This window comes from Actinomycetospora straminea (genome assembly GCF_028737255.1).
In the GTDB taxonomy this organism is placed as follows: Bacteria; Actinomycetota; Actinomycetes; order Mycobacteriales; family Pseudonocardiaceae; genus Actinomycetospora; species Actinomycetospora straminea.
The window spans coordinates 191,246-214,368 of record NZ_JAQZAN010000007.1; the positions used below are offsets into that span (position 1 = coordinate 191,246).

The 23,123-nt window shown below is 75.0% G+C and carries 22 protein-coding genes; 9 read left to right on the forward strand and 13 right to left on the reverse strand.

The genetic code is table 11. The annotated features are described in order from the left end of the window. Positions 1-4: 4 nt before the first annotated feature. Both PH190_RS12530 and PH190_RS12535 read left to right on the forward strand, forming a co-directional pair. Positions 5-1,213 (forward strand): FAD-dependent monooxygenase, encoded by a 1,209-nt coding sequence (locus PH190_RS12530; RefSeq protein ID WP_274231845.1) that lies wholly within the window; start codon positions 5-7, stop codon positions 1,211-1,213. 211 nt (positions 1,214-1,424) lie between these two features. Then, positions 1,425-3,020 carry a hypothetical protein gene (locus PH190_RS12535; RefSeq protein WP_274231846.1) on the forward strand — a complete coding sequence of 532 codons (1,596 nt, stop codon included), beginning with the start codon at positions 1,425-1,427 and terminating at the stop codon, positions 3,018-3,020. Positions 3,021-3,037: 17 nt separating this feature from the next. Here PH190_RS12535 and PH190_RS12540 read toward each other — a convergent pair whose 3' ends face one another. From PH190_RS12540 to PH190_RS12560, 5 genes are all read right to left on the reverse strand, one after another. Further along, positions 3,038-4,006: a PDR/VanB family oxidoreductase gene (locus tag PH190_RS12540; RefSeq protein WP_274231847.1), complete on the reverse strand. Its 969-nt coding sequence runs from the start codon at positions 4,004-4,006 to the stop codon at positions 3,038-3,040. 9 nt (positions 4,007-4,015) lie between these two features. Further along, positions 4,016-4,258, reverse strand: a complete 243-nt coding sequence (locus PH190_RS12545) for a hypothetical protein (protein WP_274231848.1) — start codon at positions 4,256-4,258, stop codon at positions 4,016-4,018. Next, positions 4,255-5,319 carry an aromatic ring-hydroxylating oxygenase subunit alpha gene (locus PH190_RS12550; protein ID WP_274231849.1) on the reverse strand — a complete coding sequence of 355 codons (1,065 nt, stop codon included), beginning with the start codon at positions 5,317-5,319 and terminating at the stop codon, positions 4,255-4,257. Before PH190_RS12550 ends, PH190_RS12545 begins: the two co-directional genes overlap by 4 nt. Beyond that, positions 5,316-6,683, reverse strand: coding sequence for an MFS transporter (locus tag PH190_RS12555; RefSeq protein WP_274231850.1), 1,368 nt, complete (start codon positions 6,681-6,683; stop codon positions 5,316-5,318). Before PH190_RS12555 ends, PH190_RS12550 begins: the two co-directional genes overlap by 4 nt. Before the next feature lie 188 nt (positions 6,684-6,871). Next, entirely contained in the window at positions 6,872-7,636 is a 765-nt protein-coding gene (locus PH190_RS12560; RefSeq protein WP_274231851.1) for an IclR family transcriptional regulator, read from the reverse strand. Positions 7,637-7,780: 144 nt separating this feature from the next. Between PH190_RS12560 and PH190_RS12565 the strand changes: the two genes are divergently transcribed. Beyond that, entirely contained in the window at positions 7,781-8,668 is an 888-nt protein-coding gene (locus tag PH190_RS12565; RefSeq protein WP_274231852.1) for a M48 family metallopeptidase, read from the forward strand. An 81-nt stretch (positions 8,669-8,749) separates the two neighbouring features. Here PH190_RS12565 and PH190_RS12570 read toward each other — a convergent pair whose 3' ends face one another. Both PH190_RS12570 and PH190_RS12575 read right to left on the reverse strand, forming a co-directional pair. Continuing rightward, complete coding sequence (locus tag PH190_RS12570; protein WP_274231853.1) at positions 8,750-9,211, reverse strand: DUF7144 family membrane protein; 462 nt, start codon at positions 9,209-9,211, stop codon at positions 8,750-8,752. 94 nt (positions 9,212-9,305) lie between these two features. Further along, positions 9,306-10,394 carry an LLM class flavin-dependent oxidoreductase gene (locus tag PH190_RS12575; protein WP_274231854.1) on the reverse strand — a complete coding sequence of 363 codons (1,089 nt, stop codon included), beginning with the start codon at positions 10,392-10,394 and terminating at the stop codon, positions 9,306-9,308. A gap of 107 nt (positions 10,395-10,501) precedes the next feature. On the opposite strand from PH190_RS12575, the gene PH190_RS12580 reads away from it, so the two are divergent. Genes PH190_RS12580 through PH190_RS12590 form a run of 3 tightly spaced genes read left to right on the forward strand, consistent with a single transcriptional unit; the run spans position 10,502 to position 14,512 of the window. Further along, positions 10,502-11,275, forward strand: coding sequence for a cyclase family protein (locus PH190_RS12580; RefSeq protein ID WP_274231855.1), 774 nt, complete (start codon positions 10,502-10,504; stop codon positions 11,273-11,275). Next, the gene (locus PH190_RS12585) at positions 11,272-12,927 is read left to right on the forward strand and encodes a thiamine pyrophosphate-binding protein (RefSeq protein WP_274231856.1); all 1,656 of its coding nucleotides are present in this window, start codon (positions 11,272-11,274) and stop codon (positions 12,925-12,927) included. Before PH190_RS12580 ends, PH190_RS12585 begins: the two co-directional genes overlap by 4 nt. Position 12,928: 1 nt before the next feature. Then, positions 12,929-14,512, forward strand: coding sequence for a phytoene desaturase family protein (locus PH190_RS12590; protein ID WP_274231857.1), 1,584 nt, complete (start codon positions 12,929-12,931; stop codon positions 14,510-14,512). 2 nt (positions 14,513-14,514) lie between these two features. On the opposite strand, the gene PH190_RS12595 is transcribed toward PH190_RS12590, so the two are convergent. The 4 genes from PH190_RS12595 to PH190_RS12610 are packed head-to-tail and all read right to left on the reverse strand — an operon-like array spanning position 14,515 to position 19,150. After that, positions 14,515-15,240: an alpha/beta fold hydrolase gene (locus PH190_RS12595; RefSeq protein WP_274231858.1), complete on the reverse strand. Its 726-nt coding sequence runs from the start codon at positions 15,238-15,240 to the stop codon at positions 14,515-14,517. A gap of 31 nt (positions 15,241-15,271) precedes the next feature. After that, positions 15,272-17,587, reverse strand: a complete 2,316-nt coding sequence (locus tag PH190_RS12600) for a bifunctional salicylyl-CoA 5-hydroxylase/oxidoreductase (protein ID WP_274231859.1) — start codon at positions 17,585-17,587, stop codon at positions 15,272-15,274. 1 nt (position 17,588) lies between these two features. Further along, a complete protein-coding gene (locus tag PH190_RS12605; RefSeq protein ID WP_274231860.1) occupies positions 17,589-17,792 on the reverse strand; it encodes a hypothetical protein in 204 nt (67 codons plus the stop codon). Beyond that, a complete protein-coding gene (locus PH190_RS12610) occupies positions 17,789-19,150 on the reverse strand; it encodes a phenylacetate--CoA ligase family protein (RefSeq protein WP_274231861.1) in 1,362 nt (453 codons plus the stop codon). The genes PH190_RS12605 and PH190_RS12610 overlap by 4 nt, the downstream gene beginning before the upstream one ends. Positions 19,151-19,246: 96 nt before the next feature. Between PH190_RS12610 and PH190_RS12615 the strand changes: the two genes are divergently transcribed. After that, on the forward strand, positions 19,247-19,636 hold the full coding sequence (locus tag PH190_RS12615; protein ID WP_420791637.1) for a RidA family protein: 390 nt from the start codon (positions 19,247-19,249) through the stop codon (positions 19,634-19,636). Between the two features lie 17 nt (positions 19,637-19,653). On the opposite strand, the gene PH190_RS12620 is transcribed toward PH190_RS12615, so the two are convergent. Together PH190_RS12620 and PH190_RS12625 are read right to left on the reverse strand one after the other, a co-directional pair. Then, positions 19,654-20,490: a PaaX family transcriptional regulator gene (locus PH190_RS12620; RefSeq protein WP_274231862.1), complete on the reverse strand. Its 837-nt coding sequence runs from the start codon at positions 20,488-20,490 to the stop codon at positions 19,654-19,656. Positions 20,491-20,556: 66 nt separating this feature from the next. After that, positions 20,557-20,973, reverse strand: a complete 417-nt coding sequence (locus PH190_RS12625; protein ID WP_274231863.1) for an acyl-CoA thioesterase — start codon at positions 20,971-20,973, stop codon at positions 20,557-20,559. 82 nt (positions 20,974-21,055) lie between these two features. On the opposite strand from PH190_RS12625, the gene PH190_RS12630 reads away from it, so the two are divergent. Beyond that, a complete protein-coding gene (locus PH190_RS12630) occupies positions 21,056-21,979 on the forward strand; it encodes an AraC-like ligand-binding domain-containing protein (RefSeq protein WP_274231864.1) in 924 nt (307 codons plus the stop codon). A 119-nt stretch (positions 21,980-22,098) separates the two neighbouring features. Then, on the forward strand, positions 22,099-23,121 hold the full coding sequence (locus tag PH190_RS12635) for a carbon-nitrogen hydrolase family protein (protein WP_274231865.1): 1,023 nt from the start codon (positions 22,099-22,101) through the stop codon (positions 23,119-23,121). The last annotated feature ends 2 nt before the right edge of the window (positions 23,122-23,123 follow it).

The following is a 23,123-nucleotide window of genomic DNA, read 5'->3' on the forward strand; positions in this document are numbered from 1 at the left end:
GGCCGTGGACGTCGTGATCTCGGGGGCGAGCGTGGCGGGACCGGTGACGGCCTACTGGCTGCGCCGGGCGGGCCACGCGGTCACCGTCGTGGAGCGGTCGCCGCAGCTGCGCCGGGCCGGGGGCCACGCCGTCGACCTCTTCACCCCCGCCATGGGGGTCATCGAGCGCATGGGCCTGCGGGACGCGGTCCGCGACCGCGCCACGGGCACCGAGCGGATGATCGTCCGGCGCGAGGGCTCGTCCCGCGAGGTCACGATCGACCTGACCCGCCTCATGGGGGCGCTCTCGGACCGCCACGTCGAGATCATGCGCGACGACCTCGGCGAGATCCTCCACGACGCCACCCGGCACGACGTGGAGTACGTGTTCGACGACCGGATCACCGCGATCGCCGACGACGGCGTCGTCACCTTCGCACGGTCGCCCGCGCGCCGGTTCGACGCGGTGATCGGCGCCGACGGCCTGCACTCCGGGGTGCGCCGGCTCGTGTTCGGCCCGGAGGACGGGTACTCGCGCTGGCTCGGCGGCTACATCGCCGTCGCGACGATCCCCGTCGGTCGGCGGGAGCCGGGGGTCATGACGACGGTGCTGGGGGCCGACCGCATGGTGGGGGTCTACGGCGCGCGCCACACCACCGACGCCCGCGCGTTCTTCCTGTTCCGCCCGCCCGCCGAGCTCGCCGTCGACCACCACGACGTCGAGCGGCAGAAGCAGCTGCTGCGGGAGGCCTTCGGCGATCTCGCCGACCCGGTGCCCGGTCTGCTCGACGAGGTCGACCGGAGCCCGGCGTTCTACTTCGACGCGATCACCCAGCTCGTGCTGGACACCTGGTCACGCGGTCGTGTCGCGCTGGTCGGGGACGCCGGCTACTGCCCCGGACCCGCCGTCGGGGGCAGCACCAGCCTCGCCGTGGTCGGTGCCCACACCCTTGCCGGCGAGCTCGCCGAGGCCGACGGGGACACGGCGGTCGCCTACCCGGCCTACGAGGCCGCGATGGCCGACTACGTCCACCAGAGCCGGGCCTTCGCCACCACGATGGCCCGCCGGCTCGTCCCGGGCTCGCGGGTGGGCGTCTGGGCCCTCACCACGGGCACCGCTCTCGTCGCCCGCCTGCCCCGGGCCGTCGGCCGCCGACTGGTCGCGCTCGGGGGGGACCTCGGGCTGCACGAGTCGGTCGAGGTCCGTCGCTACCCGGCGCTCGGCGACCGGTGACCGTGCGGGCGGCGGCTTCGGTCGGCGCCCGGACCACCGCAGCGACCGCGCGTGTCCACAGCCGAACGCCCCGGACCCGCTCCGACAATTGTCGTCATCGTTCCGTGATCTGTCGAAAATAGTCACGGGATTGGTCGTGAAGGCTTCCCCGCGACGGCGGGCGAGGGGAGGGTTGCCCCGCCGCGCGATCAGGGGGAGGTCCGTCGAGGGCATGACAGGTCACCGGGGTCGACACGAGATGCCGGGCTGGCGCGGCTACCTGCCGGACAGCATCGACCGGGCCGCGCGGCGACGCTCCGGTGGCCGTGACCCCGGACGGAAGCGCTCGGGGCCGGGCCGCGCCGTGGCTGTCGGCGCCCTCGCAGCGGCGGCACTGGCCGGCGGGCTCGTGGTGCAGTCGCGATCGACCGGACCGGAGAACCCTCCCGGGTCGGCGGACACCGACGCGGAGCTCGCCCGCGCCTCGGCCTGGACCCGCGAGGCCACGCCCGTCCTCGCCGCGCTCGACGTCGAGCTACGCCGGGTCGACGACGTCACCCGGCTGTGGGACGCCTCGCCGCTCGCGCGCCGCGCCGGGCCACCGCCCGCCGCCGTGGTGGCCCTCCTCGACCGCCGGGCCGAGCTGGTGCGCCACCGCGACACCCTGCGCGCCGCCGTGGCCGCCCTGCGCTCGGCGCCCGACCCGGACCCCGTGCTGGCGGAGGCCTGGCCACAGCTGCGGGCCGCGCAGGCGATGTTGCGAGCACTCGATGCCGGGCGCGGTCCCTTCGGCGATCCGCTCGAGGCGGCGGTCCTGCGCCTCGCGCTCGGCGGAGACGCCCCGGGTGTCGGCGTCGGCCCGTTGCCGTCGGACCTCGCGGCGCTCGCCTTCGCACCCGGCGGTGTGCCGGGCGTCGCTCTCGCGGCATCGCTCACGGACCTGGTCTCGGACCTCGCCCCGGACGTGCTCACGGTGTTCGCCGCGCCCGCTCCGGTGGTCCCGCTCGCCGGCACGGACGTGGCGCCGGGCGTGGCGCCGGCCATCACCGCGGTCGGCGGGCCGTCGGTCGCGGAGCCGTCCGGCCCGGCGCCGACCACGACCCCGAGCGGCGGTGGCGACGCCGTCTCGGCGGCGCCCGGGACCGCACCGGTGGCCGCGCTCGGGGCCCAGCCGGTGACGGACCCCGAGCCCACGGCCCACCCGGTGACGGACCCCGAGCCGACCGGCTCGTCCGGCCGATCCACCGCGCGGCCGGTGGCTGCGCGCGGGGCCGAGCCCACGGCCCAGCCGGTGACGGACCCCGAGCCGTCCGGCTCGTCCGGCTCGTCCGGCACGTCCGGCCGATCCACCGCGCGGACCACTCCGGCGCGGGACACGGACGGGTCCGCCACCGGCGGCGCGGGCACCGACGGGTCCGACACCGGCGGCGCGGACACCGACACCGACCCCGGACGAGGGCGCGGATCGGAGACCCGCGGCAACGGCAACGGCGACGGCGGCGACGACGGCGACGGCGACGGCGACGGCGACGGCGACTCCGCCGACGCCGGTGCGGCGCCGGAGCGACCGGGCCGGTCGGTCCCCGACGCCGGGCCGACCATGCTCACCTTCGACCGCAGGTCGACCGGTGCGTCGGACACCGGGGACGCCCGGGATACCGGGGACGCCCGCGACGCCGAGGGGCCCGACGGGGCGGACGCCCACCGGGCGGAGCCCGAGAGGGCGGGGTCCGCGGGCGCCGACAGGGCGGGGTCCGCGCACGCCGACACCGCCGGGTCCGACGCCCGCGACGAGAGGTCCGCGACCGACGACGACGCCGCGCGCTGACCCCGCCACCTGACCCGTCAGAGGTCGAGCACCAGCCGTCCGGAGCAGGACCGCGACACGCAGATCATCATCGTGTCGTTCGCGGCGCGCTCCTCGGCGGTGAGCAGCGAGTCGCGGTGGTCGGGGACGCCGTCGAGGACGGTCGTCTCGCAGGTCCCGCAGGTGCCCTCCTGGCAGGAGGACAGCACCGGCACCCCGGACTCCTCGACGACCTCGAGCACCGTGCGGTCGGGCGGCACCGTGAGCACGCTCCCGGACGCGGCGAGCTCGACCTCGAACGCCGCGCGCGGGCCGTCGTCGGCGCCCTCCTTCGGGGCGAAGCGCTCGACGTGCAGTGCCCCCGCCGGCCAGCGCGCGCACTCCTCCTCGACCGCCGCGAGCAGCGGCTCCGGCCCGCAGCAGTAGACCGCGACCTGCTCGGCGGTCTCCCCGGGCTCGCCCAGGGCCTCGGGCAGGTCGAGCAGCCCGACCTCGTCCATCGGCCGGATCGCGACGCGGTCGGGGTGGCGCTCCTCGAGGCGGTCGAGGAACGCCATCGACCCGCGGGTGCGCCCGCCGTAGACGAGGCGCCAGTCGGCACCCGCGGCCGCGACCTGCTCGATCATCGGCAGCAGCGGGGTGATCCCGATACCGCCGGCGACGAACACGTAGCGCTGCGCCGGGGCGAGGGCGAAGTGGTTGCGGGGCCCGCGCGCGGTCACGACGTCGCCCTCGCGCAGGGTGTCGTGCACGTGCGCGGACCCGCCGCGCCCGTCCTGCTCGCGCAGCACGGCGACCTGCAGGACCGAGCGCTCCGCCGGGTCGCCGCACAGCGAGTACTGGCGGACGAGCTCGTCGGTGAGGACGAGGTCGAGGTGCGCGCCCGGCTCCCAGGCCGGCAGCTCGGTGCCGTCAGCGCTGCGCAGCGTCAGCGCGACGACGCCGTCGGCCAGGGTCTCCTTCTTGTCCAGCACGAGCCGCAGTTCGTGCTCGGTCGTCGTGGTCATGATCGCTCCTCAGGCCGGCACGGACGCCGGCTCGCGGGGGGTGCGGGGCGGGGGAGGGGTCGGCTCGGGGGGCTCGGCGGGCCGGTGGTCGTCCGGGTGGCCGAGCAGCCACTCCCACAGCTCGATGGGGTCGTCGAAGAGCCGCTCGGCGCCGCAGTGGCACACGGCGCGCAGCTGGTCGGTGCCCAGCACCCAGTGCACGCGCTGGACCCGCTCGCCGCGCAGCACCGGCGGGGCCTCGGGGATGCTCACCGGACCGGGGCCGCGGGGGCGTTGCGCGGGGTCTCGCCGACCATGCGCGCGAGCATCCGGCGCGCGGCCAGGCCACCGGTGTCGATGTTGATCGACAGCTCCTGGTAGCCCGCGGGCTCGGTCGCGATGACCCGCTCGAGCACGTCCAGCGCCTCGACGTCCTGCAGCACGACGGTGCGGTTGTTCTCGGCGAGGAAGGCCGACACCCCGTCGTCGTCGAGCGCGAAGTCGCGGGCGACCATCCAGAAGTCGTGCGTCGAGTGCTCGGTCTCGGGCGTGATGGCGTAGACGACCTCGACGTGGAACGCGTCCGGGTCGCTGCCGTCCGGGTTCGGCACGGAGCCGACCGGCGCGATCCGGGAGTGCAGCTTGTAGAGGCACGGCGGGGTGTACTCGATGTCCTGCCAGCGCGCGATCCGGCCCTGGAGCCCTGTCGACTCGCGGTAGAACGGCGGGCACTCGGCGTCGTCCATGTGCCGCGAGACGTAGACGGCGCCGGCGTCGTCGTCGACCTCGGTCGTGATCGGCGTCGACGCCACCTCGGGCGTGCCGATGTAGCCGCCGTGCAGGTAGGTCTCGTGGGACAGGTCGAGCAGGTTGTCGACCAGCAGCGAGAACCGGGCCGCCAGCGGCTCCAGGCCGCGCACCGTGGTCCAGCCGGGCGCGTCGAGGTACGACGCCCGCGGGATGCGGCTCTCGTCGGCCAGCGCCGGGTCACCGATCCAGACCCAGACCAGCGAGTCGACCTCGACGACCGGGTACGGCGCGAGCCGGGCCGTGCGCGGCACCTTCGTCTGCCCCGGCACGGCGACGCAGCGGCCGTCCGAGCCGTAGGTGAAGCCGTGGTAGCCGCAGATCACCTTGTCGTCGACGAGCCGCGACGGCGCCTGGGAGAGCGGGAAGCGGCGGTGGACGCACCGGTCGGCGTGGGCGACGACGGTGCCCTCGGCGGTCCGCCAGAAGAGGATCGGCTCGTCGCAGATCCGGCGGGCGAAGAGCTCGTTCGAGATCTCCGACCCGTACGCGGCGACGTACCACTGGTTGCGGGGGATGGTGCTCACGAGGACGCTCCCTCGGCTCGGACGGTGGTGGGCAGCTCCGCGTGCCGGGCCGCGGACGGTCCGGCGGGGCGGAGGCGGAGGACGAAGAGCATCGCGGCGGCGAGGACGAAGACCGCGCCGAAGAGGACGTAGAGGTACTGCGGGGTCCACCCGCCGTCGAGCAGGGTGCCGGCGAGCGTCGGCGCGAGGATGGCGCCGGCGCGGCCGATGGCGAGCCCGGTGCCGACGCCGGTGGTGCGCACCGCCGCCTCGTAGACGGTCGGGGTCAGGGCGTAGAGGCCGGCGACGCACCCGTTGACGAAGACGCCGATCACCGCGGCGACGACGAAGGCGAGCGTGAGGCTCGAGGTCGTGCCGATGAAGACGGCGAGCAGGACGCCGGTGGCCACGAGGTAGGTCGCGAGGACGTTGCGCAGCGCGAACCGGGCGGCCAGCAGCCCGAGCAGGGCGGCGCCGAAGATCCCGCCGACGTTGAGCAGGGTGCCGCCCGCGATACCAGCCGTCGGGGAGAGCCCCGCCTCGGTGAGCAGGGTCGGCGTCCAGCTCGTGACGAAGTAGAAGCCGGCCATGACGCAGAAGAAGACGACCCAGAGCACGAACGTCGTCCGGCGCAGGCGCGGGGTCAGCAGCTCGCGGTACCCGGCGCCGATGCCCGCGGGCGCGGACGGGCGCTCGGGCAGCGCGTCGAGGGCGGGGTGACCCATCCGCCGCACCAGCGCGTTGATCCGCTCGAGCGCGCCCTCGGGGCGGCGGGTGACGAGGAAGTCGATCGACTCGGGCAGTCGCCACCACACCAGCGGCAGGGCGGCCGCGGTGGCGAGACCGCCGACGAGGAACACCGAGCGCCAGCCGAACCCGCCGATGAGCAGCGTGGCGAGCAGGCCGCCGAGGGTCGCGCCGAGGGCGTAGCCGGTCGAGTTGAGGCTCACGGCGAGCCCGCGCCAGCGGTGCGAGGCGTACTCGGCGGCGATGACGTTGCTGGTGGCGAGGATGCCGCCGATGCCCAGGCCGGTCAGGGCGCGCAGCAGGCCCAGCTGCACCGGGCCCTGGCTGACCGACGACAGGATCATCGCGGCGCTCGCGACGGCGAGGCAGCCGAGCACCATCGGGCGCCGGCCGATCCGGTCGGCCCACGGCGCGACGAACATCGACCCGGCGGCCATCCCGACGAGGCCGGCGGAGAGCAGCAGGCCGAGCTGGGCGCCGGACAGGCCCCACTCGGCGGACACGGACTTGCCGGTGAAGGCCATGACCAGCACGTCGAAGCCGTCGAGGACGTTGAGCAGGACGCAGATCACGACCGCGCCCCACTGGAAGCGCGACATCGGTCGGTCGTCGATGAGGTCCTTGATCGGCGCGCTCATCGGCGGGTCCGGTGCTCGGGGTGGGAAGGGACAGGCACGGCAGCACTCCGTTGTCTGCAGGGGTCGTCGGCGGCCCCGAGGAGGTGGTGGTGGGGCCGCTGCCGGGGGAGGACGTCGTCCCGGCGGGGTGGTCCGAGGATGCGGTGCCGGGGTGGGTGTGCTGAACGGGACTTCCGCAATATGGAAGCTCAGCGTCGCCGGGCGAGGGCGTGGCTGATCGCCCGTCCGCTGGTGCGCACCAGCGGCGCGAGGGTGTGCGGCGACGCCGTGCCGTGACGGACGACGAGCGAGACCGCGGCCACGACCTGGCCGAGGTGGTCGTGGATCGGGGCCCCGACGGACAGCGAGTCCGGGGTCACCTGGCGGTCGCTGATGGAGAAGCCGTTGGTGCGGACGTCCGCGAGCATGCGGCGCAGCCGGGCGGGGTCGGTGACGGTGTGGTCGGTGTAGCGCTCGATCCGCCCGCCGAGGACGTCGTCCTGGATCTCGGTCGGCGCGTGGGCGAGCAGCACGAGGCCCACACCGGTCGCGGTCAGCGCGAAGCGCCCGCCGACGCGGGTGAGGACGGGGACCGCGCCGGTGCCGGCGATCCGCTCGACGAACACGAGCTCGGCGCCCTCGCGCACGGCGAGCTGCACGTTCTCCCGGCTGATCTGCGACAGGTCCTCGAGGAACGGCAGGGCGACCTCCCGCAGGCCCTGCCCGCGGGGCGCGAGCGCGCCGAGCTCCCAGAGCCGCAGGCCGATGTGGTAGCTGCCGTCGGCGTCGCGCTCCAGGGCGCCCCACCGCACGAGCTCGGCGACCAGCCGGTGCGCGGTGGACAGCGGGACGCCGCCGTGACGGGCGAGCTGGCTCAGCGTGAGGCGGGGCCGCGCGGCGGTGAACAGGTCGAGCAGGTCGAACGCGCGCCGGATCGCCGGACCCGTCGGGCCCGCCGGGTGCCCCCGTGCCATGCGTCCTCCCCGCGCTCCTCACCTCGGGCGGGCGAGGACACAGCCCTCCTTCCCGCCCACCCTCGTCCCGAGACCCACCCATCGCGCGGAGGCCGTGATGACCGACCAGCAGCCCGCCGTCGCCGTCGACCGGGCCCCTGCCCGGTGACCGCCATCCCGACGGTCCCGCCCCACCGCGTGCCGCGCACGCTGCGGCACCCGGCGGAGGTGCCGTTCTTCGTCGTCATGGTCGCCCTCAATCTCGCCGTCGTGGTGGCGATCGTGCGGGCCGCCATCGCGGTGCCCTTCCTGCCCGACTCGCTGCAGGACTCGGCGGCCGCGAACGCCGTCCGCGCCGCCCTCGTCGCGTTGCTGCTGCTGGTGCCCGGCCTGGTCGTGGTGCGCGAGGTGCAGCGCGCCACCGTGCTGGGCACGGCCGTGCGCCTCTCGGAGCGGCAGTACCCGGAGCTGTACGCGACGGCCCAGGAGTTCGCCGACGCCCTCGGCCTCCGGCGACGTCCCGCGATCTACCTCGCCAACGGCAACGGCGCGCTGAACGCGTTCGCGGCGCAGGCCGCGGGCCAGGACTACGTCGTCCTGTCCAACGAGCTGTTCGCCAACCTGCGCGGGGGCAACCGGGAGGGACTGCGCTTCATCCTCGGGCACGAGATGGGGCACATCCGGCTGCACCACGTGTCGCTCTGGTACCAGATCGCGGTGGCGTACTCGCAGCGCATCCCGATCCTCGGCCCCACGCTGTCACGGCTGCGGGAGTACTCGTGCGACCGCGTCGGCGCCGCGCTGGCGCCGCAGGGCGCGTCCGGTCTCGTGCTGCTCGCGTCCGGGCGCCACACCGAGACCGAGGTCGACCTCGACGCGCTGCTCGCCCAGGGTCACCGCCTGCGCGGCTTCTGGGTGGGGCTCGCGCAGCTCCCGCGATCGCACCCGTTCACCGTGCGGCGGCTCGAGCGCCTCGTGGGTCTCGGGCTCCTCGACCGGCACGCGCGGGGCCCCCGAGGTGTCGACCCTCCGGGGACCCGGATGCCCGCGTAGGTGGTCGCCCCGGACGCGGCTCGTGAGACCGGTCGCGAGCCGGGGCGTCACCGCGGCGTCATCGCGGCGTCATCCGTGGCGTCATCGCGGCGTCGCGGCCGTGTCGTCCCCGAGGCCGAGGAGCGCGGCGAGGACGAGCACGTCCAGGGCGATCACGATCATCGACCAGATCGGCGCCGCGGGCAGCCAGAGCAGCTGCACGAGCATGCCCAGCCCCACCACCGTGACGCCCATGATGCGGGCCCACGGCGCGTCGGCGTCGCGGACCAGCGAGACGCCGGTCGCGAGCACCAGGGCCCCGAGGACGAGGTGCGTCCAGCCCCACACGTCGAGGTCGAGGGCGAGGACCTCCCCGTCGACGGTGACGTAGGTGGCGGGTGCCGCCAGGGCGATCACGCCCTCGACCACGGCGAACGCGCCGAGCACCACCATCATCACGGCGCCGAAGCGCACCCACTCGCGGCCGGGGTCGCGTCGGGTCCCCGTCAGACGCCTGGTCCGCTCCCGCCGCAGCCCCGAGTCGTCGGTCGTCGTGCCCGTCATCTCGATCTCCGTCCACTCCCGGTCTCGCCGGCCACGGTGCACCGCGGGGCCGCAGCCCGCTTCGCCCGCCGGGGGTGAGCCCCGGGCTCCCCCCTCAGCGCACCCCGAGGCGCTCGAGGCGGGGGAGCACCTCGTCGGCGAAGCCGGGCAGCTCGGCGGCGTAGTCGAGGAAGGCGAGGGTCATGCCGGAGAACCCCGCCTCCGCGTAGCGGGCGATCTCGGCGGCGACGTCGTCGGGCGTGCCGATGAGCGGGACGCTGCCGTGACCCGCCGCGAACCGGTGCCGGAAGGTCGCGAGCATCTCCGGCGTGAACGACTGGGCGTGCAGGCCCTGCAGCGCCATGAGGTTGTCGACGGCCTCCCAGTCGGCGCCCTCCTCGGCGTAGTGGTGCAGCGCGTCGCGGGCCTCCTCGCGCGTCGGGCGACAGACCACGTGGCCCAGGGTGAGGACACCCATCGCGCGGTCGTACCGCTCGCGGGCCGCCGTCGTCACCGCCTCCACGACCTCCGCGCCGTCCTCCGGGCCGGCGACGACGGTGAAGGCGAAGTCGGCGTTGCGGGCGGCGAAGTCGCGGCCCTGACCGGACGACCCGGCGTTGAGCACCGGGAGCGTCCCGTGCACCGGCTTGGGCATGCCCTCGATCCCGCGCAGGTGGAAGTACTCGCCGTCGTGGTCGAAGCGGCCCGGCTGCGTCCAGATCCGGTGCACGACGTCCCACCACTCCTGGGCGCGGGCGTACCGGGCGTCGTGGTCGGTCGGCAGGTCCACGCCCATCGCGTCGTACTCCGGCTTGTTCCAGCCCGCGACGATGTTGATGCCGGCCCGCCCACCGCCGATCCGGTCGACGGTGGCGAGCTGCTTGGCGGTCACCACGGGGTGGTTGAAGGCGGTGTGCACCGTCGAGAAGACGTGGATGCGCCGCGTGTGCGCGAGCAGACCGGCGGCCCACGGCACGGGCTCGAGCACGCCCTCGTGGAAGTTGGTCTCGCCGCCGTAGCCGATCCAGCGGGCGATGGGCAGCAGGAAGTCGATCCCGGCCTCGTCGGCGATCCGGGCGAGCGCGAGGTTGTCCTCCCAGCTCCCCGACCAGCGTTCGGGGACCGTGGTGACGGCGAGCCCCGACGAGCAGTTCGGGGAGAACAGACCGAGCAGGAAGTGGCCGGGGTCGCGCGTCAGCGGCATGGTCGTCCCTCTCGTGGGGCGTCGGGTGCGTCGTCGTCACCGGGATGGTGCGCGCACCGCCCCGGACGGGCCATGCTCGTCGGACACTGATCCCGGAGGAGTCGCGCATGTCCGTCCTGACCGCCGTCGCCGACGCGCTGCGCTCCGGCGCCGTCGAGGTCGTCGACCTCACCACGCCGCTGCAGGAGTCCACCCCGATCCTGGAGCTGCCACCGCCGTTCGCGAACACGTCGCGGTTCCGCCTCGAGGAGCTCTCGCGGTACGACGACCGGGGCCCGGCCTGGTACTGGAACGACATCCGCACCGGCGAGCACACCGGCACCCACGTCGACGCCCCCAACCACTGGGTCACCGGGCGCGACGGCGACGACATCTCCCGGCTGCCGACGACGACGATGGTCGCGCCGGCCGCGGTGATCGACATGACCGTCGAGGTCGAGAAGGACCCCGACTTCCTGCTCGAGGTCGCCCACATCGAGGCCTGGCAGGCCGAGCACGGGCCCCTGCCCGAGGGCGGGTGGTTGCTCTACCGCACGGGCTGGGAGGCCCGGGGCGGCACGCAGGAGGAGTTCGTCAACGCCGACGACGCGGGCCCGCACACGCCCGGGGTGTCCTCGGAGTGCGCGCGGTGGATCGCGGAGTCGTCGCCGGTGGCCGGGTTCGGGGTCGAGACGGTCGGGACCGACGCCGGCACGGCGGGCGGGTTCGACCCGCCGTTCTCCTGCCACCACTTCCTCATGGGCGCCCACAAGTGGGGCCTGACCAGCCTCCGGAACCTGGGTCGCCTGCCCGCGACCGGCGCGGTGGTCGTGGTCTGCCCGCTGCCGATCGTCGGCGGGTCCGGGTCGCCGGCGCGGGTGCTGGCACTGGTGGAGAGGTGACCAGGGCGAGCGCAGCGACGGGGGGTGTCACCGGGGCGCTCACCGTCGCCGACCAGGTCGGGACGTTGCTCGCGGAGCTCGGCGTCGGCCACGCCTTCGGCGTCGTCGGCAGCGGCAACTTCCACGTCACCAACGCCCTGCGGGCGGGCGGGGTCGCCTACACGGCGGCCCGGCACGAGGGCGGGGCCGCGACGATGGCCGACGCCTACGCCCGCACGTCCGGGGAGGTGGGCGTGCTGTCGGTGCACCAGGGCTGCGGGCTGACGAACGCGGTGACCGGGATCGGGGAGGCCGCGAAGTCGCGGACGCCGCTGCTGGTGCTCGCCGCCGACACCCCGGGCGCCCAGGTCCGGAACAACTTCCGCATCGACCAGGACGCGCTGGTCCGCGCGGTGGGGGCGGTCCCCGAGCGGGTGCACTCGCCGGCCTCGGCGGCCGCCGACGTCGTCCGGGCGTACGGCCTCTGCCGCGACCAGCGCCGCACCGTGGTGCTGGGCCTGCCGCTCGACGTGCAGGCCGCGCCCGCCGTCGACGGACCCGTGCGGGCGCGGACCACCTGGCGCCCACCCCGCCCCGACGCGGCCTCGGTCGCCGAGCTCGCGGCCCTGCTCGACGGCGCCGCCCGCCCGGTCTTCGTCGCCGGCCGCGGGGCGCGCGGCGCGCGGGCCGAGCTCGAGGCGCTGGCCGACCGGTGCGGCGCCCTGCTCGCGACCAGCGCCGTCGCCCACGGCCTGTTCACCGGCTCGCCCTGGTCGCTGGGCATCTCCGGCGGGTTCTCCACCCCGGTGGCGGCCGAGCTCATCGGCGACGCCGACCTCGTCGTGGCGTGGGGCGCGTCGCTGACGGCGTGGACGACCCGGCACGGGGAGCTCACCGCCGGCGCCACCCTCGTCCAGGTCGACGACACCGCCGAGGCGCTCGGCGCGAACCGGCCGGTCGCGCTCGGGGTGCTCGGCGACGTCGCCGCCACGGCCGCCGACGTCCTCGACGCCTGCGGGAAGACCGCCGGCTACCGCCGCCCCGAGGTCGGGGAGCGGATTCGCACCGACGCCCGGCACGCCCCCGGGCCGGAGACGCCCGGGTCGGAGCGGATCGACCCGGGCGTGCTGTCGGCGGCGCTCGACGAGCTGTTGCCGCTCGAGCGCACCGTCGCCGTCGACTCCGGCAACTTCATGGGCCACCCCGCGGCCTACCTCCGGGTCCCCGACGAGGCCGGGTTCTGCTTCACCCAGGGCTTCCAGTCGGTCGGCCTCGGCCTCGCCACGGGGATCGGCGCGGCGCTCGCCCGGCCCGACCGGCTCCCGGTCGCGGCGTGCGGCGACGGCGGGCTCCTCATGGGCATCAGCGAGCTGGAGACCGCGGCGCGGCTCGGGCTCGGCATGGTGATCGTGGTGTACGACGACGCCGGCTACGGCGCGGAGTTCCACCACTTCGCCGACGGCGACCACACCACCGTCCGGTTCCCCGACACCGACATCGCCGCCATCGCCCGCGGCCACGGGTGCGACGCGGCGGTCGTGCGCTCGACCGCCGACCTCGCGGCCCTGCGCAGCTGGCTCGACGGCCCCCGGGACCGGCCGCTGCTGCTGGACGCGAAGGTCACGGCCGACGGACCGTCCTGGTGGCTGGCCGAGGCGTTCAAGGGACACTGAGGTGGCCACGGACACGGTCGACCACGTCGTCGTCGGCGCCGGGATCAACGGCATGGTGGCGGCCGCCCGGCTGGCCGGGGCAGGCCGCTCGGTGGTGCTGGTCGACGGGGCCGACGCGCTCGGCGGCTTCATCGGCAGCGGCGAGCGCACAGTGCCGGGCTACGTGCACGACACCTGGTCGTCGTGGCACCCGCTGTTCGTCACCGGCCCCGCCTACGCCGGGCTCGGCGCCGACCTGCACCGCCACGGGCTGGAGTACGCGGTGGGCGACGGCCCCCTGACCGCGACCGTCCCCGACGACGGGCCGCCGGTGGTGGCGTACCGCGACGTCGAGGAGACCGTGACGGCGTTCGCCGACCCGGCCGACGCGGAGGCGTACCGCACGATGATCGCGGGCTTCGGCCGGGACGTCGGGTCGCTCGGGGCGCTGCTGTCCTCCGAGCTGCGGTCGCCGGCCGTCGTGAAGCCGCTGGTCACGCTGCTGCGCTCGGCCGGGCGACGCGGGGTGGCGCGCTACGCCCGGGACGCCGTGACGAGCGGCCGCTCGTGGCTGCGCACGCACTTCACCGGCCCCGAGACCGACCGGCTGTGGGCGCCCTGGCTGCTGCACGCCGGGCTCGCGCCGGACGCCGCGTCCGGAGGCGCGATGGTGCCGGTGTTCGCGGCGACGATGCACGGCGCGGGCCTGCCGGTGGTGGTCGGCGGCGCCGGGCGCTTCGTCGACGCGTTCGCCCGCCTGCTGGCCGAGCGCGGGGTCGACGTGCGGCTCGGGCACCGGGTGGAGCGGGTCGTCGTGCGGCGCGGGCGGGCCGCGGGCGTGGCGGGCGACGGGTTCGCGATCCGGGCGTCGTCGGTGCTGGCGGGCGTCACGCCCGGCGCGCTGTACACCGAGCTCCTGCCGGCGGGGGTCGTGCCGCGCGCGGTGCTCGCCGACGCCCGCGCCTACCGTCCCGGCCGCGCGGCGATGCTGGTCCACGTGGCGCTGTCCGGCCGGGTACCGTGGCGCGACCCGGCGCTGCGCGCGGTCCCGCTGGTCCACCTCTCCGACGGCTCGTCGTCCACCGGCATCGCCTGTGCCGAGGCCGAGGCGGGCCTGCTGCCCCGGCGACCGACGGTCGTCGTCGGGCAGCAGCACGTCCTCGACCCGTCGCGGGTCCCGCCGGGCACGGCCGCGCTGTGGCTGCAGCTGCAGGAGGTGCCGTCACGGCCGGTCGGCGACGCCGCGGGCGCGATCGACGTCGGGGCGGGGGCGTGGACCCCGGAGCTCGCGGCCGCCCACGCCGGTCGCGCGCTCGACCGGGTGGCCGCGCACGCCCCCGGGCTGCGGGAGCTCGTCGTCGGCACGGACGTGATCTCCCCGGCCGACCTCGAGGCCCGCAACCCCAACGCGATCGGTGGCGACCCGTACGCCGGCTCGGCGGAGCTGGACCAGAACTTCGCCTGGCGCCCGCTGCCGTCGGCGGGCCGGCACCGCACCGGCGTCCCCGGCCTGTGGCACCTCGGGGCGTCGACCCACCCCGGCCCGGGGCTGGGCGGGGCGTCGGGGTTCCTGGTCGCGGACGCCCTGCTGCGGCGCCGTCGCTGAGGTCAGTCGCGACCGGCCTCGACGATCTTGCGGGCGAGGAGGGCCGGGTTCGTGAACATGACCTCGTGGCTGCCCGGCAGCTGGACGAGGCGGTAGAGCCCGAGGCGCGAGGACATGCGCGGGTGCCACCCCCACTCGCCGGGCGGGAGCGCGATGTCCTCGGTGGCGTTGATGTACGAGCGCGGGATCTCCAGATCGTAGAACCGGGTGAGCGGGAGCTTCGCGAGGAAGGGCTGGTAGGGCTCGGGCGAGAGCAGGTCGTAGGTGGCGCGGGCGAGCTCGAGCGGCGCGTCCTGGATGAACGCCTCGCGCCAGATCGGGAAGGGCAGCATGACGGTGTCGTCGCCGCTGGCGGCGGCGAGCGCGGCGAAGGTCTCCCGGTAGTGCGGCGGGATCTCGTCGTCCAGGCTGTTGCCCGGCGCGGGCACGAAGGCGTTCCAGAAGACCAGCCGCCGCAGGCGCTCCGGGATCTCCTCGGCGACCCGGGCGATGACGGTGCCGCCGAAGCTGTGGCCCAGCAGGACGACGTCGGTGAGGTCGTGGCCGACGACGTGGTCGACGATCGAGGCCACACAGTCGTCGTGGGTGACGGCCTTGTCGGCGCCCTTCCCGTGCCCCGCGACCGTCGGGGTGTGCACGTCGTGGCCCTCGGCGCGCAGCGGCTCGGCGACCTCGCGCCACAGGTCGCCGTCGTGCCAGGAGCCGTGGACCAGGACGTAGGTGCTCATCGGGGGCGTCCTTCCGCTGGGGGTGACGGGATCACGGGGTCTGTTCCCGACGGCGCGCCGAGAGCCCGGAGCGGTACTGCTTGGGCACCGGCGCCCCGCGGAAGTCCTGGTCGAGCGCGGCGTTCCAGGTCCAGTACGGGTCGACCAGGTGCGGGCGGGCGATGGCGCACAGGTCCGCGCGGCCGGCGGCGACGATCGTATTGGCGTCCTCCACCGAGGCGACGGCGCCGACGGTGATGGTCGGGACGCCGGTCTCCTGACGGATCCGGTCGGCGAACGGGGTCTGGTAGAGCCGCCCGTACTGCGGGTCGGCGTCGGTCGAGGTCTGACCGGTGGAGACGTCGACGATGTCGGCGCCGTGCGCGGCGAGCATCGGCGCGAGCGCCACCGCGTCGTCGCCGCAGAAGCCCGGCCCGACTCCCTCCCGGCCGTCGACCCAGTCCGTCGCCGAGATCCGCACGCTGATCGGCCGGTCCTCCGGCCACACCGCGCGGACCGCGTCGAGGATCTCCAGGCCCAGCCGCGCCCGGTTCTCCAGCGACCCGCCGTAGGAGTCGGTCCGCCGGTTCGACAGCGGCGAGAGGAACGACGAGACGAGGTAGCCGTGGGCGTAGTGCAGCTCGAGGAGGTCGAAGCCCGCCTCGGCGGCCCGGCGCGCGCTGTCGACGTGCGCCGCGGTCACGGCCTCGATGTCCGCGCGCGTCATCTCCCGCGGCACCGGCGAGTCCGACCGGTACGGGATCGGCGACGGCCCGAGGACCTCCCACGCCTCGTCGTCGGGCAGCGGGTCGTCCATGCCCTCCCACATGACCTTCGTCGAGCCCTTGCGCCCGGAGTGGCCGATCTGGGCGCCGATGAGGGCCGGGGTCTCGCGGTGGACGAAGTCGACGATCCGCCGCCAGGCCTGCGTCTGCTCGTCGTTCCACAGCCCCGGGCAGCCGTGGGTGATGCGGCCCCGCGGGGTCACGCACGTCATCTCGGTCATGACGAGCCCGGCGCCGCCGACCGCGCGGGAGCCGAGGTGGACGAGGTGCCAGTCGGTGGGGACGCCGTCGACCGCCGAGTACTGGGCCATGGGGGAGACGACGATGCGGTTGCCGAACGTCCGCCCGCGCAGCCGGAACGGGTGGAACATCGGCGGGGTGCCGTCGGCGACCTCGAGGCCCTGCGCGCGGGTCTGCTCGGCGAGCCACCGGTCCAGGCGCCCGACGTACGCGGCGTCGCGCAGCCGCAGGTTGTCGTAGGTGACGCGCTGCGAGCGCGTGAGCAGCTGGAAGACGAACTGCGGGGGGGCGAGGTGGCGGTAGCGCGCGAGGCCCTCGAACCACTCCAGGCTGGTCTGCGCGGAGCGCTGCAGGGAGGCCACCAGCGGCTTGCGCTCCTCGGCGTAGGCCTTGAGGGCGGCGTCCACGTCGTTCTCCCGGTCGAGCGCGCCGGCCAGCGCGATCGCGTCCTCGAGGGCGAGCTTGGTGCCCGAGCCGATGGAGAAGTGGGCGGTGTGCGCGGCGTCGCCGACGAGCACGACCTTCCCGGCCGACCAGTGCTCGTTGCGCATCACCGTGAACGAGAGCCAGCCCGAGTTGTTGCCGATGAGGCCGTACCCCTGCAGGTGCTCGGCGAAGATCTCTTCGCAGAACCGCATGGAGGCCTCGTCGTTCTCCCCGGGCCGGCGCTCGACCGCGGCGTGCACGTCGAGCCCCGCGCGGCGCCAGGTGGCCTCGTCGGTCTCGACGATGAACGTGGAGCGGTGTTCGTCGAAGGGGTAGATGTGCGCCCAGAACAGGCCGAACCCGGTCTCGACGATGAGGAACGTGAAGCAGTCGAACGGCCGCTCGGTGGCGAACCAGGCGTACTTCGCCGTGCGGCCCTCCCGCGAGGGCACGAACGCGTCGGCGAGCGCCTCCCGGGTGCGGCTGTTCAGCCCGTCGGCGGCGAGGACGACGTCGTACTCCCGGCAGAGCTCGTCGAGCGGCGGCGCCTCGGTGGAGTAGCGGACGTCGACGCCGAGCTCGGCGGCGCGCTCGCCGAGGATCTGCAGCAGCCGCTTGCGCTCGAGCGCGGCGAACGCGTGGCCGTCGGAGCGCTCGACGGTGCCGAGGAAGTCGACGTCGATCGCCGACCAGTGCCGGAACTCCGCCTGGATGCGCTCGATCGAGGTCGGGTCGGCGTCGGCGATGTTCTGCAGGGTCTCCTCGGAGAACACGACGCCGAAGCCGAAGGTGTCGTCGGCGGCGTTGCGCTCGTGGACCGTGATCTCGCGCTCGGGGTGCGACGCCTTGGCGAGGATCGCGGTGAACAGCCCGCCCGGCCCGCCCCCGATGCTCGCGATGCGGTGTGCGGTGCTCATCTCAGACCCCGTCGTCGAGGAGGTGCTCGTAGCGCAGGCCGAGGTCGGTGACGACGACGGCCAGCGGGGCGAGCGCGGCGCGCACGCCGGCGGCCGCGCAGGGGGCGAGGTCGTCGTCGGCGGCGAGGGCGCGCAGGGTGTCGTAGGCGGCCAGCAGCTGGGTCTCGGTGGCCGTCAGCTCGCGTCCGAGCAGGTCGGTGTTCATACCGTCTCCTTGACCGAGAGGGCCGCGCGCTGCTGCTCGGCGCGCAGGTCGGTGAGGCGCTTGGCCTTGAGCTCGAAGCGCGGCAGCTCGTCGGTGGCGGCGCGGCGGACGTGGAACCGCAGGCCCTCGTGGGCGTCGGCGAGCGCGCGGACGAGGTCGGCGCACAGGCGCTGCCACCCGTCGTCGGCGAGCGTCGGGGAGCACTCGACGAGCAGGATGACCTCGTCGCGGCCGTCGACGTGCTCGAGCCGGATCTGGAACTCCACGATCCCGTCGAACCCGCGGACGATGGCCTCGATCGCGCCGGGGTAGACGTTCGTGCCGCGGACGAGCTTCATGTCGTCGACCCGGCCGATGATCCCGCCCCGGTACAGGTCGAACGTGCGCCCGTTGCCCGCGGTCGCCGCCGGCACCTTCACGACGAGGTCGGCGGTCCGGTAGCGCAGCAACGGGGTGGTCGACCGGCCGAACGAGGTGCAGACCCGCTCGCCGCGCTCGCCGTAGGGCACCTCGAGCCCGGTGGCCGGGTCGATGACCTCCTCGATGAAGTGGTCCTCGATGACGTGGCAGCCGCCGGGCTGGTTGGCGGGCTCGAACATGACGATCGTCGACACCTCGGTCATGCCGGCGGTGTCGATCGCCGTCGCGCCCCACGCCCGCTCGATGAGCGCCTTGGTCTCCGGGATCGATCCCGCGGGCTCGCCGGAGAGGATCAGCGTGTGGACCGGCCCGGACGGCAGGTCGATCCCGAGCGCCTCGGCCTCCTGGGCCAGGCGCAGCGCGTAGGTCGGGGTCGAGGCGACGACGGTCGCGCCGAAGTCGACGATCTGCTGCACGCGTTGCGGTGTGGTCTGGGCGCCGCCGGGGACGGTCAGGGCGCCGAGCTTCTCGAGGCCGCCGTGGAGGCCCCAGAAGCCGATGAAGCTGCCGTAGCCGAAGGCGACGTAGCCGACGTCGTGCGGCCGGACCCCCGCGCCCCACAGCGCGTAGCACCACATCTCCGCCGCCCACGACCAGTCCTTGCGCGAGTCCAGCGCGCGCAGCGGGGTGCGGCCCGAGGTACCGCTGGTCGTGTGCACGCGGATGGCGTTCTCGGGCCCGGTGACCGGCAGCTGCCCGTAGGGCGGGGTCGCGTCCTGGCTCGCCATCCAGTCCTCACGGGTGAGGAACGGGAGGCGCGCCAGGTCGTCCCAGGTGCGCAGACGCTCGGGGTCGACGCCCGCGAGCGTCCGGGCGTAGTGCGGGCTGCGCGCCTTGGCCCAGGCGACCGTGCGGCGGAGCTTGACCATCTGGAGCTCGCGCAGCTGCTCCCGCGGCAGGGTCTCGGTCTTCGGGTTCCAGAAGGGTCGGTCGCTCACGGCAGGCCTCCGTGCTCGGTCGGCGACCACCTCAGTGTGTTGCGGTCTCGGTACGGTCGTCAACGATCCACACCAGACACCCCGCAGGAGGAAACGGTGAGCATCTCCCTCGTCAACCCGGCGTCCCTCGCGAGGCCCAGCGGGTTCACCCACGCCGTGCGCCACGGCGACCTCGTCTGGCTGTCCGGGCAGACGGCCCTCGACGGCGACGGGCGGATCGTCCCGGGCGGCATCGTCGAGCAGTTCCGCCAGGCGCTGTCCAACGTGGTGACGGCCCTGCGCGAGGCCGGGGGAGACCCGACGCGGTTCCTGTCGGTGACGATCTACCTGACCGACGTCCCCGACTACCAGGCGCACGGCAAGGAGATCGGCGCCGTGTGGAAGGAGCTCGTCGGGCGGGACTACCCGGCGATGACGGGCGTGGGCGTCACGGGGCTGTGGCAGCCGGAGGCGCTGGTGGAGATCCAGGCCGTCGCGGCGCTCTGAGGCTCACGCGGTGCGCGTCAGCCCCGCACGACCGCCCGGACGTGCGCGGCGGCGGGCGCGGCCAGGCGCTCGCGGAACCGCGCGAACAGGGCCTCGGCGCGCACGCCGATCCAGTCCTCGGGCAGCGCCTCGAGCGGCAGGCCGGGGTCGAGGTAGGGCAGGCGGCGCCAGGCGGTGACGGCCGGGACGTAGTCGGCGAAGGCCCGGGGCCCGTCGGGCTCGTCCGGCTCGTGGTCGGCGACGGCGGAGAAGCGGCGCAGGTAGTCGGCGTAGGTCGTCTGCAGCGCCTCGAGGTCCCACCAGGCGGCGATCGTGTCGCGCGGCGGCGCCGGCGAGAGGTGGTCGGCGCGGAAGACGTCGGTGAACTGGCGCAGCCCGCCGCGGTCGAGCGCGCCGAGCACCGCTTCGTCGAGGTGACCGGGCGCCACCCACGTGCCGGGACCGACCGTGCCCAGGCCGAGCCGGGCCAGCGTCGTCCGCAGCCGGTGGCGCTTGTCCCGCTCCGACTCGGGCACCGAGAAGACGACGAGCAGCCAGCCGTCGTCGGCGGTCGCCCGACGCCGGCCGAAGATCCGCTCGTCGCCCTCGGCGAGGATCGCCAGGGCCTCGGGGGAGGCGCGGTAGCCGGCGGTCCGGCCCTCCTTCTCGGCGTCCAGCCAGCCGCGCTTCTTGAGGCGGAAGACCGCGGACCGGGTGGCCTGCTCGTCCACCCCGAGGTCGGCCATGAGGCGCACGATCGTCGCGACCGACAGCCATCCGCCCAGGTCGCGGGCGTAGAGCCCGAACAGGGAGACGATCAGGGCACGCGGGGTGGCGGACGGGCTCTCGACCTCGCGCACCGCCGCCGTGCTCACGCGCCCACCGTAGGCGCCCGATCCCGCGAACCCCGTCGATGGTCGGACCCTGCCAGCAGGTCCTCCTCAGGCCGTGCGCTGCAGGCCCTCCAGCGCCGCCCGCCGGTGACCCTCGATCGGCACCGTCTTCTCCGTCTCGCGGTCGACGAACGCGTGCACGAAGTCGCCGGTGAAGAACAGCTCGCCGTCGCCGCGGTACATGCCGACCTCGAACCGGACGCTGGAGGTGCCGAGCTCGCCGACCCGCAGGCCGACCGACACGACGTCGGGGAACCCGGCCTGCGCCTTGTACTCGCAGCGCACCTCCATGACGAGGCCGGCCGTGTCGCCCCCGTGCGGGTCGAGGCAGTCGTTCTCGATCAGCCAGCGGTTGACGACCGTGTCCATGATCGCGTGGTGCACCACGTTGTTGAGGTGCCCGTACTGGTCGTTGTCGTTCCAGCGGGTGGTGACGTCCTGCCAGTGCCCGTAGTCGTCGGCCATGGGGCGAGGTCGCCCGTGGCGCGGGCCGCGCAAACCCGGTGTGGTGGACACGCCGTGCGGGGCGCGCTTCGATGCCGGAGGTATGGGAGCGACCCCGGCGCCCGCCGCGTGGTCCACGGCCGCCGTCGACCAGGACGACGCGTTCGCCTACTGGCGCGACGTCATCTGCGAGGCGTTCGTCCAGCTCGCCGCCCGCCCGGTGGCGCCGGGCCCGTTCGCGGGGCGGATCGAGCACACGGGGGCCGACGACCTCGCGCTCTCCCTCGTCGCGGCCGGGCCCCAGCAGGTGGACCGCACGCCGGGCCTGATCCGGCAGGGCCACGAGGACTACGTCCTGGCGAGCATCCAGCTCGACGGGCAGGGCGTGGTGACCCAGGGGGACCGCCGTGCCGCGCTGTCGGCCGGGTCGATGGCGTTCTACGACAGCACCCGCCCCTACACGCTGCGCTTCGACGACCCGTTCCGCCAGCTCGTCGTCCAGGTCCCCACGGCCGCGCTGACCCGGCGCCGGACCGACGGCGCGACCGCCGTGGCGCTGCCCGCGGACGGGCCGGGGCGGCTCGTCGCCGACTTCTTCGTCGGGCTCGCGCGCCAGGGGACGGTCGACCCGGGCCTCGTGCCCCACGCCCTCGGGCTGCTCGACTTCGCCCTGGGGCTCGCCGCCGGTGCCGCGACCGAGGAGCCGGGCGCCGCGCTGCGCGAGCGCGTCCACCGGGTCGTGGCCCGCGCGGCGACCGACCAGGACGTCGGCGTCGACGCGATCGCCGCCGCCTGCCGGGTCTCGCGCCGCACGCTCTACCGGGTGCTCGCGACCGAGGGGGAGACGGTCGCGGGCCTGCTGCGCCGTGAGCGCGTCCGGCGGGCCCGGGCGCTCCTGCGCGGCTCGCCGGCGCTGCCCCTGCCCGTCGTCGCGCGGCGCAGCGGGTTCGCCGGCGAGACCCAGCTCCACCGCACGTTCCGCGCCGAGACCGGGACGACGCCCGCGGCCTACCGCGCGGGTCGCTGAGGCACGGATCGTCAGCCCGCCCGGCACGCGACGGCAGCCGGTGACGCGGGCGGCGTCGCACGATGCCTCCGACGACGCCGGGTGGGGCGTCGCCGGGTGGGCCGACGAGAGGGAACGCGATGACGAACGTGGTGCGGGTGGCCGCCGTCCAGGCCGAGCCGCGGTGGCTCGACATCGACGCCGGCGTGGAGCAGGTCGTCGGGTACATCGCCGACGCGGCCGCGCAGGGCGTGGCGCTCGTGAGCTTCGGGGAGACCTTCATCCCCGGCTACCCCTGGTGGATCTGGCTCGACGCGCCCGCGGCGGGCATGCAGTACGTGCACCGCTACCACCAGAACTCGATGACCCGCGACGGCGAGCACATGGCGCGCATCGCCGCGGCCGCCGCCGAGCACCGCGTGTGGGTGGTCCTGGGCTTCAGCGAGCGCGCCGGCGGCAGCGTCTACATGGCGCAGGCGTTCATCAGCGACACCGGCCGGGTCGTCAGCGTGCGCCGCAAGCTCAAGCCCACCCACGTCGAGCGCTCGGTGTTCGGCGAGGGCGACGGCAGCGACATCCAGGTCCACGAGACCCCGCTCGGCCGCCTCGGCGCCCTGAACTGCTGGGAGCACTTCCAGCCGCTGACGAAGTACGCGATGTACAGCCTCGGCGAGCAGATCCACGTCGCCGCGTGGCCGAGCTTCTCGGTCTACCGGGGCGGGGCGCGGGCGCTCGGCCCGGAGGTCAACAACGCCGCCAGCCTCGTCTACGCCGTGGAGGGGCAGACCTTCGTCGTCGCCCCGTGCTCGGTGGTCGGGCAGGCCGCCCACGACCTGTACTGCGACACGGAGACCAAGCGCCAGCTCCTGCTGCAGGGCGGCGGCTTCGCCCGCGTCTTCGGTCCGGAGGGCACGCCGCTGGGCGAGGACCTGGCCGAGACCGAGGAGGGCCTGGTCGTCGCCGACCTCGACTTCTCCCTCATCTCGATCGCCAAGTCGGCCGCCGACCCGGTGGGCCACTACTCGCGGCCCGACGTCATGCGCCTGCTCATCAACCGCACGCCGAACAGCGTCGTCGTCGAGCAGGCGGCCCCGGCCCTGCCGCGCTTCGTCGACGCCGAGGAGCTCGGCCGGCCCGCGTCGGTGCCGGCCGAGACCGGGTGACG

Bases quoted from the DNA above. Each gene is read 5' to 3' on its own strand.
- PH190_RS12535 (WP_274231846.1), top strand. From the start codon at position 1,425: ATGACAGGTCACCGGGGTCGACACGAGATGCCGGGCTGGCGCGGCTAC.
- PH190_RS12540 (WP_274231847.1), bottom strand. From the start codon at position 4,006: ATGACCACGACGACCGAGCACGAACTGCGGCTCGTGCTGGACAAGAAG.
- PH190_RS12555 (WP_274231850.1), bottom strand. From the start codon at position 6,683: ATGAGCGCGCCGATCAAGGACCTCATCGACGACCGACCGATGTCGCGC.
- PH190_RS12560 (WP_274231851.1), bottom strand. From the start codon at position 7,636: ATGGCACGGGGGCACCCGGCGGGCCCGACGGGTCCGGCGATCCGGCGC.
- PH190_RS12570 (WP_274231853.1), bottom strand. From the start codon at position 9,211: ATGACGGGCACGACGACCGACGACTCGGGGCTGCGGCGGGAGCGGACC.
- PH190_RS12575 (WP_274231854.1), bottom strand. From the start codon at position 10,394: ATGCCGCTGACGCGCGACCCCGGCCACTTCCTGCTCGGTCTGTTCTCC.
- PH190_RS12580 (WP_274231855.1), top strand. From the start codon at position 10,502: ATGTCCGTCCTGACCGCCGTCGCCGACGCGCTGCGCTCCGGCGCCGTC.
- PH190_RS12595 (WP_274231858.1), bottom strand. From the start codon at position 15,240: ATGAGCACCTACGTCCTGGTCCACGGCTCCTGGCACGACGGCGACCTG.
- PH190_RS12600 (WP_274231859.1), bottom strand. From the start codon at position 17,587: ATGAGCACCGCACACCGCATCGCGAGCATCGGGGGCGGGCCGGGCGGG.
- PH190_RS12605 (WP_274231860.1), bottom strand. From the start codon at position 17,792: ATGAACACCGACCTGCTCGGACGCGAGCTGACGGCCACCGAGACCCAG.
- PH190_RS12625 (WP_274231863.1), bottom strand. From the start codon at position 20,973: ATGGCCGACGACTACGGGCACTGGCAGGACGTCACCACCCGCTGGAAC.
- PH190_RS12630 (WP_274231864.1), top strand. From the start codon at position 21,056: ATGGGAGCGACCCCGGCGCCCGCCGCGTGGTCCACGGCCGCCGTCGAC.
- PH190_RS12635 (WP_274231865.1), top strand. From the start codon at position 22,099: ATGACGAACGTGGTGCGGGTGGCCGCCGTCCAGGCCGAGCCGCGGTGG.